Source organism: Methylotuvimicrobium sp. KM2, assembly GCF_038051925.1.
Classification (GTDB): Bacteria; Pseudomonadota; Gammaproteobacteria; order Methylococcales; family Methylomonadaceae; genus Methylotuvimicrobium.
On the sequence record NZ_CP150634.1, the window covers coordinates 1,919,348 to 1,929,990 of the forward strand.

10 protein-coding genes are annotated in these 10,643 nt (G+C 49.2%); 9 read left to right on the top strand and 1 reads right to left on the bottom strand.

The features are described 5' to 3' along the window. Position 1 precedes the first annotated feature (1 nt). The 9 genes from WJM45_RS08170 to WJM45_RS08210 all read left to right on the top strand — a co-directional run bounded on the left by WJM45_RS08170 (position 2) and on the right by WJM45_RS08210 (position 9,029). Entirely contained in the window at positions 2-958 is a 957-nt protein-coding gene (locus WJM45_RS08170) for a PQQ-dependent catabolism-associated beta-propeller protein (protein ID WP_341328463.1), read from the top strand. Next, a complete protein-coding gene (locus tag WJM45_RS08175; protein ID WP_341328464.1) occupies positions 955-1,692 on the top strand; it encodes an ABC transporter ATP-binding protein in 738 nt (245 codons plus the stop codon). The genes WJM45_RS08170 and WJM45_RS08175 overlap by 4 nt, the downstream gene beginning before the upstream one ends. Further along, the gene (locus WJM45_RS08180) at positions 1,689-2,495 is read left to right on the top strand and encodes an ABC transporter permease (RefSeq protein WP_341328465.1); all 807 of its coding nucleotides are present in this window, start codon (positions 1,689-1,691) and stop codon (positions 2,493-2,495) included. Before WJM45_RS08175 ends, WJM45_RS08180 begins: the two co-directional genes overlap by 4 nt. Next, the gene (gene rfbB / locus WJM45_RS08185) at positions 2,495-3,562 is read left to right on the top strand and encodes a dTDP-glucose 4,6-dehydratase (RefSeq protein ID WP_341328466.1); all 1,068 of its coding nucleotides are present in this window, start codon (positions 2,495-2,497) and stop codon (positions 3,560-3,562) included. Before WJM45_RS08180 ends, rfbB begins: the two co-directional genes overlap by 1 nt. Before the next feature lie 477 nt (positions 3,563-4,039). After that, a complete protein-coding gene (locus WJM45_RS08190; protein ID WP_341328467.1) occupies positions 4,040-5,197 on the top strand; it encodes a hypothetical protein in 1,158 nt (385 codons plus the stop codon). After that, positions 5,197-5,946, top strand: a complete 750-nt coding sequence (locus WJM45_RS08195; protein WP_341328468.1) for a J domain-containing protein — start codon at positions 5,197-5,199, stop codon at positions 5,944-5,946. The genes WJM45_RS08190 and WJM45_RS08195 overlap by 1 nt, the downstream gene beginning before the upstream one ends. Positions 5,947-5,971: 25 nt before the next feature. Further along, complete coding sequence (locus WJM45_RS08200) at positions 5,972-6,727, top strand: ATP-binding protein (protein WP_341328469.1); 756 nt, start codon at positions 5,972-5,974, stop codon at positions 6,725-6,727. 358 nt (positions 6,728-7,085) lie between these two features. After that, the gene (locus tag WJM45_RS08205) at positions 7,086-7,871 is read left to right on the top strand and encodes a YopT-type cysteine protease domain-containing protein (protein WP_341328470.1); all 786 of its coding nucleotides are present in this window, start codon (positions 7,086-7,088) and stop codon (positions 7,869-7,871) included. 582 nt (positions 7,872-8,453) lie between these two features. Then, entirely contained in the window at positions 8,454-9,029 is a 576-nt protein-coding gene (locus WJM45_RS08210; RefSeq protein ID WP_341328471.1) for a hypothetical protein, read from the top strand. 880 nt (positions 9,030-9,909) lie between these two features. Here the strand turns inward: WJM45_RS08210 and WJM45_RS08215 are convergent. Beyond that, the gene (locus tag WJM45_RS08215) at positions 9,910-10,611 is read right to left on the bottom strand and encodes a ComF family protein (RefSeq protein WP_341328472.1); all 702 of its coding nucleotides are present in this window, start codon (positions 10,609-10,611) and stop codon (positions 9,910-9,912) included. Positions 10,612-10,643: the final 32 nt, after the last annotated feature.

Below are 10,643 nucleotides of genomic sequence, written 5' to 3' on the forward strand. Positions count from 1 at the left end.
TATGAAATATGCTTTATTGACTGTCGCGCTATGCTCAGCCGTTACGGCACGCGCCGAAACGGTTTATGTCACACTGGAAAAAGACAATGCCTTGGCCGTCGTCGACCCGATTGCCGGTTCGTTAAGCAAAACGGTACCGGTCGGACAAAGACCTCGCGGTATTGCAATCAGCCCCGATAACAAATTCCTATACGTAGCGACCAGCGACGACGATACGATTAAAGTCATCGATGCCGAAACCCTTGAGGAAGTCGGACGATTGCCGTCCGGCGAGGACCCCGAAACCTTTGCGGTCAGTCCCGACGGCAGCCGGATGTTCGTATCGAACGAGGACGACAGTCAAGTCACCGTGATCGATGTGCAAGAACGCAAAGCGATCAAGGAAATCAAGGTCGGCGTAGAGCCGGAAGGCATTGCCGCGAGTCCCGACGGGCGTTGGGTTATCAGTGCTTCCGAAACGACCAATATGCTGCACTGGATCGATACCGAGAGCCTTGCTATCGTCGATAACACGCTGGTCGATCCGCGCCCGCGGGCTTTGAGTTTTACCGCCGACAGCAAATTCGTTTGGGCGACATCCGAAATGGCCGGGACTTTGACGATACTCGATGCCGAGACGCGGCAAATCATCAAGAATATTAAACTGGAAGTTCCGGGTGTGACTTTCGACAAGATTCAGCCGGTCGGTGTCGCGATCGACAAGGACAATCGCTGGGGCTATGTCGCATTGGGCCCGGCAAATCGAGTAGCGGTGATCAACGCCAAGACTTACGAGATCGAAAAATTTCTGCTGGTCGGCGAAAGAGTCTGGAATTTGGCGTTCTCTCCCGATCAAAAGCGGCTTTATACGACCAACGGAGTCAGCAACGATATTTCGATCATCGACTTGGCTAGCCATAAAGTCACCAAATCGGTCGGAGTAGGGCGTTATCCCTGGGGAGTGGTTGCGAAGCCATGAATTCGATCGCGTTGTCCGTCGAAGATTTAAGTTTTTCCTACAGCGGCAAGAAAGCGCTGGATAAGGTCGGCTTTTCGATAAATCCCGGTGAATGTACGATTCTGCTCGGACCGAACGGCGCCGGAAAAAGCACCTTGTTTGCGTTAATTACAAGGCTTTACGATACGCGTTCCGGGCGTATCGAATTGTCCGGCTTCGATGTCAAGAAACAAACGCGCAAGGCCTTGGCGATGTTGGGCGTGGTTTTTCAGCAAACCACGCTCGATATGGACCTGACGGTGATGCAGAATTTGCGTTACCACACAGCCCTGCATGGCATGAGGCGTAAAGTGGCGAAACAGCGTATACAGGAAGAACTGGAGCGATTCGATATGTACGAGCGCCGTTTCGAAAAAATACGCCAACTTAACGGCGGGCACCGGCGGCGTGTCGAAATTGCGCGGGCGCTGTTGCATAAGCCGTCGCTGCTGTTGCTCGACGAACCGACGGTCGGACTCGATGTGCCGAGCCGCAAGGCGATCGTCGAGCACGTTCATCAATTGGTCAAGGACGGGCAATTATCAGTGTTGTGGGCGACGCATCTCATCGACGAAATTTATCCGGACGATCATTTGGTTGTGTTGCATCAAGGCCAGGTCAAGGCGAACGGCGCGATTCCCAAGGTTTTACAGCAGACCGGCAAAGAGTCGATCGACGAGGCGTTTTTTGCACTGACTCAAGGAGGGCGAACATGAGACTATTGCATTATTGGCGGGCGATGTGGGGCATTATCGGCCGCGAATTGCTGCGCTTCGTCAAGCAGCGCGAACGTTTTATTTCCGCATTGGTTCGGCCCTTGCTTTGGCTGTTTGTGTTCGCGGCGGGATTTCGCGCGGCGCTCGGCATCGCTATTGCGCCTCCCTACGAAACCTATATTCTTTACGAGGTTTATATCACGCCGGGTCTTATCGGCATGATTCAATTGTTCAACGGCATGCAAAGTTCGTTGTCGATGGTTTACGACCGCGAAATGGGCAGCATGCGGATTCTGATGGTTGCGCCGCTGCCACGCTGGTTTTTGCTGTTTTGTAAGCTGATTGCCGGAACCGCCGTGTCGGTCTTACAAGTCTATGTCTTTCTCGGCATAGCTTGGCTGTATGAGATCGAGGCGCCGCTTGAAGGGTATCTCTGGGTACTGCCGGCCTTATTGTTGTCCGGGATGATGCTCGGTGCGTTGGGCTTGTTGCTGTCGTCGTTCATCAAGCAGTTGGAAAATTTTGCCGGTGTGATGAATTTCGTTATTTTTCCGATGTTTTTCATGTCGACTGCGCTATATCCGCTTTGGAAAATCAAGGAGTCCAGCGAATTGCTGCATGATATCGCTCGGTACAATCCGTTTTCGCAAGCAGTGGAATTGATTCGTTTTGCGTTGTATAACCAATTCAATCAAGAAGCTTTTATCTACACACTATCGGCCTTTGTCATCTTCATGACGGCGGCCATACTCGGTTATAACCCATCGAAAGGCATGATGACTCGAAAAGGAGGGGGCGCCTAATGCAACACAAAACAATTTTGGTAACCGGCGGCGCCGGTTTCATCGGCGGCAATTTCGTCCGCCGCTTAGTGGGAAAAGGCGGTAGTAAAGTCATCAATCTGGATGCTTTGACCTACGCCGGTAATTTGGAAACCCTGGCGGATTTGGACGGTAACGACAATCACCGTTTCGTGCTCGGGTCGATCGGCGACAAAAGCCTGGTCGATTATTTATTGGCGCGTTATCAACCCGATGCGATTGTCAATTTCGCGGCCGAAAGCCATGTCGACCGGTCGATCGACAGCCCCGGTGCGTTTATTCAGACCAATGTGGTCGGCACATACGGATTGCTCGAGTCAGCGAAGGCTTTTTGGCGGCAACTCGATAGCGAAGAGCGGCAAAATTTTCGATTTCTCCATGTCTCGACCGATGAAGTCTACGGGTCGCTAGGCGCGGAAGGAAAATTTACCGAGCAAACGCCTTATCAACCGAATTCGCCGTATTCGGCGTCGAAGGCTGCGTCCGACCACTTGGTCAGAGCCTATCATCACACATACGATTTTCCGGTGTTGACGACCAATTGCTCGAACAACTACGGACCTTATCAATTTCCGGAAAAGTTGATTCCGCTAATGATTTTAAATGCGCTTAGCGGAAAGTCCTTGCCGATTTACGGGGCCGGATTGAATGTGCGCGACTGGCTGTATGTCGAGGATCATTGCCGCGCGATCGAGACCGTGCTCGAAAAAGGCCGTATCGGAGAGGTATATAATATCGGCGGCAACAATGAAAAAACCAACCTGGAAGTCGTCGAAACGATTTGCGCCGTACTCGACGAATTAATGCCGGATTCTAATTTCAGGCCGCATAGAAATTTGATGCAATTCGTTCAGGATCGTCCCGGACATGATCTGCGTTATGCGATCGATGCCGGTAAAATCAAACGCGAATTGGGCTGGGAGCCGCAAGAAACCTTCGAAACCGGTCTGCGAAAAACCATACAATGGTATCTCGATAATAAATCTTGGTGGTCCAATGTCTTGGACGGCAGTTACCGGGGCGAGAGACTGGGGCTGCAGAATCTTTGATTTTGCAAAAGATTAATTCTAGATTTGACAGTTTAACCATGAAGCACATGAACCTAAAAAGTGCAGTTTGAGGTTTCACCAAGCCGGTGTAAGTGTTGTAGACCCTTCATGCTTCGACTGGGCTCAGCACGAACGGTCTACAACACTTGCCAACTACTCTTACTGTGAAAGTACAATGCCGGCACCGAAGAGGGTGCGGTTGCTCGATCGACAGGCGTCGGCGGCAGGGAAAGCCGCCGTCGAGCCTACATGGACGTATTCACGGCGTCCTGTCGGGCGAGTGACCGCATCCTCCGCCACGCCTCGAACTTTCATTTGCCGGGGCGATGGCTAGGCCTTTATGAACGTTAGGTTAAATAATCCTCCCCAGCAGAAAAACGAATACGCATATTTTTAAGCTCGGAGTATTCCGGAGCTACCTACTTTACGAAACGACTTAATTTTTTCCAAACATGAAGTATGACCGAGGAAATAGACATGGCTGAACGATTGCCCTCTGTCAACGTACGGCGCAATCTCTCTTCCCCTTTTTTGTCATCGACAAGCATGGTCGGGCGCGGATTGGAGGCCATACGGAAAGCCCCGGCCACTGTGCCGGCAGTCAATATGGACGAGCGTTACCGGTTAGCCCGCGGCAGTTATAATCGTATTACCGATGACGGCAATGAAATCCGATTTAACTGCGATGCGACGGCTAAAGTCATACACAGCAACGAAAGTGAAGCACTGCGGCCCTTGTTTTCGATGAGACAGCAGCTGAAACAAGATTTCTCGACGTTTCAAGAATTAGCCGATCAAGGTTACGGCAAGGCCTATTTCCCGCTTGCGAGAATGTATTTGGGCGGACAAGGGATTCCTCGAAATGCCGATAAAGCCGAATATTATATGCGTATGGCGTTCAACTGGTGTACGGTTCATCAAGCGCTTGCCGATCCGGAAATTTGGATGGATTTGGCCGAGATGTACGGCAACGGGTTCGGCATTCAACAGAATCCGGTTCAGGCATTGTCATGGTGCCGCAAGGCTGCCGAAGCAGGCCTGGCCAGCGCTCAATATAATCTGGGTTTAAAAATCGAATACGGATTAGGTGTCAAGCAGGATGCAATTCAGGCCGTTTTTTGGTACCGCAAGGCGGCCGATCAAGGCTATGCCGGAGCGCAATGCAACCTTGGTTTGAATTACGAATGCGGTTACGGGGTCGAGCAAGACCCAGTGCAAGCCGCATTCTGGTACCGTCGCGCCGCCGAGCAAGGCTACGCTTATGCGCAAATCGAACTGGGGGCGCTTTACGAGTTCGGTGTCGGTGTGGCGCAAGACGGCGAGCAAGCAGCGTTTTGGTATCGAAAAGCGGCCGAACAAGGTCATCCTTATGCGCAAGATTTTTTAGGTGAATTGTATTGGTCCGGCTTTGGCGTGGCGCAAGATTATGAAAAAGCCGTGTTTTGGTATCGGCAAGCCGCCGAACAGGGCGCGCCGAGGGCTCAAGATATGCTGCATCGAGTTTATCCGAACGGTCCGGCGGTTGAAGCCGTCGATCAGCAAGCCTTGTATTGGTATCGCAAGATTGCCGGTCGCGGGCATGTGAAAACGCAAGAGTTTCTGTCGAGATTCGGCATCAATTGGAAAAATCGATAATGCTACCGGAAGAACAAGAACTTAAACGCTTGGAGACCGAAGAAGCCGAGCTCGAAGAGCAGGTCGCAACCGCTGAGATGGCGCTGGAAACGTTAAAAACCGAAATGTCGCAGTTTCATTACCGCTACTACCGGCTGGTGGGTTATTTGTATGTCGAAATAGATGAGTTGGATGCTCGAATTGTATCGGAAGAGGCCGAGCGCTATCCCAACAATATCGAGTTGCAAAAGCAGGCACATGACGCCGAGCAGCAGGCGCGGCGATCGGCTGAAGAAGCTGGTTTAACCGAAAGTCAAGTGCCGCCCGCCGAAATCACGCCGGAAATTAAACAAGCTTACCGTAAAGCGACTAAGCTGATGCACCCCGACCGCGCCACTAACGAGATCGAGCGAGAACGTCGCACAATCATGATGGCCTATGTCAATCGTGCCTACGAGGCCGGCGATTTGGCGGCAATCGAACAATTGATTATCGATTTCGGCGAAGATTCGGAAGCCGTCGAAGGTAGCGATACCGGCGCGCGCTTGGTTAAAGTGATTCGCCGTATCGCACAATTGCGCCGTCGTTTGTCCGAGGCCGAACAAGAACTCAGCAAACAAAAGCAAACGGAATTATACGAATTGATGAGCACGGTCGGCGAGGCCGAAGCGAGCGGCGAAGACCCGCTCGGCGACTTGGCCAGGCAATTGACCCAGCACATCAGCGAGCGCAAGGTTCGCTTGGAATTGCTTTGCCAACCGGCGAGTTAAGCGCTAAGTTGAAGGAGGGACGGTCATGATCGACTGGAGTCAAACTCACGCCGCCATTTGGCGGCGGCGGAAAGAATGTTTGCGACCGGTCAAGCAACTGGATACGATTCGGCTCGACGATTTACTTGGAATCGACCGGCAAAAACAATGCTTGATCGATAATACCGAGCGCTTTTTGGCCGGAAAACCAGCCAATAACGTCTTGCTTTGGGGTTCGCGCGGTACCGGCAAATCGTCGTTGATTAAGGCCTTGCTTAATGAGTACAAGGATCGCGGTCTGCGCGTCATTGAAGTGGACAAACAAGATTTGATCGATTTGCCCGAAATCGTCGACGACATTCGCGAACAAGAGCAGCGCTTCATCGCCTATTGCGACGACCTTTCCTTCGAAGCCGATAACGGCTTGTATACGGCGCTGAAGAGCGTCATGGAAGGTTCCATCGAATTGCCGCCGGAAAATGTATTACTCTATGCCACATCGAACCGGCGCCATTTGATGCCGGAACAAATGCGCGACAATCTCGACACCCGCTTAGTCGACGGCGAGGTTCATTATTCCGATGCGGTCGAACAAAAAATATCGCTCTCAGACCGCTTCGGTTTGTGGCTGTCCTTTTACCCGCCGCATACCGAAACCTTTCTGGAAATCGTCGATAGTTTGTTTACCGGTTATGACGGCGACCGCGAACAATTGCATCAAGAAGCCCTAGAGTTTGCCAAGCTCAGGGCATCGAAAAGCGGCCGAACCGCAAAGCAGTTTTACAATGCCTATAGCAAATGAAACGGCATTCGCCTTAGTTTTCCCGCTTCACGTTCAAACAGCGATACAAAGCTTGTTTTTATACTGATATAAAGCAATCCTAAGTAAAAATTCAGTCTCCCTCTTTCAAAAAGACGACTGCATGGATACTGATTAATATTGGAGGGGTATCCATGGTGCGCACGGCGTACATTTCGGAGTTCCAACGATTACGTAATTTTCGCGCAGGATGAATAACAGAGTATCTCAAAGAAATGCGTATAACAGCGAGAGCAGGAGCTTGGGAAATTTAGTTGCTCGGAGATCGGGCCTTAAATTTGATATCTATTCCTCCCTTTTTTAATAACCGCAAATGTCAAACAACTCATGAGGAAAAAAAATGGCTAGAACTTCTGTATTACCTTATGCTCAGGCTATTGATTGGGAAATTGATATGCCGTTTAAACATCAACGAATTCATGCTGTTGCACTAACTCATGGCGGCGCATGTACCAAGAAATTCAGTCAGGGAAGCGATGAAAAAAACAAAGGTGTAGGGTCGATTTACCATCTGCGGATGAAATCACCGGGCGTAAAATGGAGCGGTGTCTGTAAGGCTCTATGTATGTTTTGGATTGCGTTCCATGCTAATGACGAGGACTTTTGGGGATGGCTATTTGGCCCAAATGGTGATGTCGATGTTGAGGTTGCCGGATTTATTTGTGATCTACATGGTTCTTATAGCAGTAGAGCCGACCACGGTGATGTCCCTACTCGAGAGATTTCAGGGCTATCCAAAGTTGAATTTATGCGAAAGCAATTGGCTAAGGCAGGTGTAATTCCACGTACTACTGCGACAGGCGGAAGTCTTTCAATCAACCAGCAAGCATTAACCAGTGGTACAAGTCTTGGTCGTGGACGAGAAATTGCTGCCGTGTTGGCTCCTGATTACAAGATGGGCGGCGCGATGTATAAGCAGTTAAGTTTTTCCAGTGCAGGTGGGGCTCATGCAACAGCTGCCTGGGTTGCCCAAGACGTATGTTTTTTTGACCCTAATTATGGTGAATACTGGTTTGAAACGGTAGTCGATTTCCGTAGGTGGTTTGAGCTATTCTGGGTTTATAGCGGATACGGTAGCAAGTATGACAAAAACTTTACGATTCATTGTTTCGGTACAAAAGCATAAAAGGTCTTGGTTAGAAGAAACGAGGGCTTTAATTTACAATCATTAAATTGAAAACCGGAACAGGTGTTTATTTGTTTAGATAATTGGGGTAAATGAAAAAAATGCCTAACCGATCCTCCGTAACAGGCGAGTCCTTACTTTTATGCCTATGGTAGATCAAGATTCGCCACCGGGGTGCCCGTCAAAGGACGATATGAACCCAGTCCTAAATTATCCAAGACAATTAACCTAGAAAAAGCATTTCACCATGAAGATCATGAAGAATAGGAAGTTAATTCAATAGCTTATTACGCGTTTGTATAGAACTTTCGCTCACCAAAAAGGTTAGCGAGAAGGATTTGGTAAGTTCTTGGAATCCTTCATGAACTTCATGTGCTTCATGGTTAAACTGCCGAATTCAGGATTAAGCATGGCAATGGGCTATGGAATTTAGTTGTTGGGTGAATACATCTATGTAGGCTCCATGTCGATCGCTTACCTAGCGTTAGGTGAGCGACCGAGCACTCCGGCGCCTTCTAAAGCTTCGCCGAAATTGGAAGTGCGAAAGGTATATAATGAATGAAATTTTTTAGGTAAGTAGCTATGACCGATGATGAATTGCGGGAAATTGTTGCTAATTTAGCGCTGTCCCAAGCCAAAACGGATGCACAGTTGGCTAAGACGGATGCACAGTTGGCTAAGACGGATGCACAGTTGGCTAAGACAGATGCGCTGTTGGCAAAAACAGATGCTAAATTGAGCAAACTGGCCGATATGTATGGGGGAGTCGGCAATAATCAAGGCAAAGTTGCCGAAGAGTTTTATTATAATTCGCTAAAGCACAAGCTGGAACTCAACGGTATTCAGTTTGATTTTATTGAGAAGAATGTCACGCGAAGCAAAGGCGATATTGAAGAAGAATACGACTTATTGCTGGTCAATGGTAAAGACGTATTTATTGTGGAAGTTAAATATCGCTTACATCCTAAAGATATAGCGTGTTTATTAGGCCGTAAACGAGCTAATTTTATAAAATTATTTCCTGAATACCGGGACTACAAAATTCATTTAGCATTAGCGAGTTTTGCCGTGGAAGAAGATGTTAAGCGAATGGCTTTAGAACAAGGCATTACCGTATTACAGCGTCGGGGTAATATCGTAGAAACATTGGCAGCATAAAAGCAGGAAGCGCTGCTGGGGCAATGTTGTTGACCAAGTATTAAACGGCCCCTTTCTTTATTGCTAAGTCATTTTTATGCGGTTACCCAAGCTCCAGCTTGAGTAAGGAATATGCACAAAATAACTTCTACAATTAGTAGAGTTTGCGGTGGTTCGGTGACTCGCTTGACAGGACGCCGTGAACCCAGCACCTAAATTCCATAGGTCTTTGGCAATGATTCAAAATCATGGCTTATTTAGGTGCTGGGTTCATTACATCCATGTAACTCAGCAATTGCCGAGGAGCGACAATCTGCCCTACCGCCGACACCTGTCAATCGAGCCACCGCCCCCCCTTCCAACAGTTGTCTAAGTTATTTCATGCTCGTTCCTAACCTGTTCAGCAGGCTCTAACTTCCCGGCAATCAATAAAAATCGGACAAGCGAGTCAGGGTCTGAGGTATCCCCACGAAATAGCCAGATAAAACAATTTGCTATGGCTGATAATTGATAGATATATTGATTTTTTTCATCGCTCCTTCGCTCTGCGCTCATCGTTATACACAAATATCGGTACACTTGCTAGACAGAGGTCATCTGTATACCTGGGCGGTGTTGTTTGATAAATCTGCGGATATTGAACATCAGTGGCTTCGAAATCGCGATCTGGGGATCGCTCCCACAGAGCATTCGGCCCCCCTTGTGGGAGCGACGCCTTCGTCGTCCCTCACCTAACGCTAGGTGAGGGAAAGCCGGGTACGTTAATCAACAATATAAGGTATCGAAGTCACATTCGCCAAGCCGGCAAGACGGTATCTACAACTTATGTATAACGGCGAGAGATGGGGCTTGGGAAAGAGCGACTATTAACGCGAAGATAGCCTTTAGAAATCGCTATTTCTCATGCCCGTGCGCAAACCCAAACATCGACTCGAACCGCACCGGCTTTTTTTAGCGCTCGCGCCAGTTCGGAAACGGTCGTGCCGGTGGTCATCACGTCATCGACGATCGCAATATGATCGAATCTTAAAGGTCCCTTGACGGTAAATGCGTTTTTCATGTTTTTACGCCGTTCTTTGGCCGGCAAGTCGATTTGGTGTGGCGTGTTGCGGTTGCGAATGCAACAGTCGATATCAATCGGTATCGCTAGTTCACGGCTTAGCGTGCGAGCAATTTCTATCGACTGATTAAAGCCGCGTTCCCGGTAACGGCGGGGGTGCAACGGTACCGGTACCAGGCAGTCCGGTATTTCAGCGGATATTTTCAAGTAATCCGCCATCAACAATCCTAGCAGCCGCGCATTTTTGAATTGGCGGCGGAATTTCAATCCTGAGATTAAAAAACGGATAACGCTTTGATGTTTAAAAGGCGCATGCGTTTCGTCGAAGCCGGGCATGCGTTTTTGACAATCGCCGCACAATACCGGCCCGGTTGGCGCGTGTTCGAAAGGAATGCCGCAGCGGTAACAGCAATATGGGTTAGTGACCAGTAATTCCATGCAAGGCCCGCAAATATCCCTCGAAGCCTGTCCCTGATTGCCGCATAAAATGCAGGTGGGCGGCAATAAGTAATTCTGTATAATATCGAGCCAGTTGTTTACCATTTTAAAGTGGTCAGGTTGACAAGCGGTGCGTC

Coding starts and splice junctions, on each gene's coding strand:
- WJM45_RS08170 (WP_341328463.1), top strand. CDS start 2: ATGAAATATGCTTTATTGACTGTCGCGCTATGCTCAGCCGTTACGGCA.
- WJM45_RS08175 (WP_341328464.1), top strand. CDS start 955: ATGAATTCGATCGCGTTGTCCGTCGAAGATTTAAGTTTTTCCTACAGC.
- WJM45_RS08180 (WP_341328465.1), top strand. CDS start 1,689: ATGAGACTATTGCATTATTGGCGGGCGATGTGGGGCATTATCGGCCGC.
- rfbB (WP_341328466.1), top strand. CDS start 2,495: ATGCAACACAAAACAATTTTGGTAACCGGCGGCGCCGGTTTCATCGGC.
- WJM45_RS08190 (WP_341328467.1), top strand. CDS start 4,040: ATGGCTGAACGATTGCCCTCTGTCAACGTACGGCGCAATCTCTCTTCC.
- WJM45_RS08195 (WP_341328468.1), top strand. CDS start 5,197: ATGCTACCGGAAGAACAAGAACTTAAACGCTTGGAGACCGAAGAAGCC.
- WJM45_RS08200 (WP_341328469.1), top strand. CDS start 5,972: ATGATCGACTGGAGTCAAACTCACGCCGCCATTTGGCGGCGGCGGAAA.
- WJM45_RS08205 (WP_341328470.1), top strand. CDS start 7,086: ATGGCTAGAACTTCTGTATTACCTTATGCTCAGGCTATTGATTGGGAA.
- WJM45_RS08210 (WP_341328471.1), top strand. CDS start 8,454: ATGACCGATGATGAATTGCGGGAAATTGTTGCTAATTTAGCGCTGTCC.
- WJM45_RS08215 (WP_341328472.1), bottom strand. CDS start 10,611: ATGGTAAACAACTGGCTCGATATTATACAGAATTACTTATTGCCGCCC.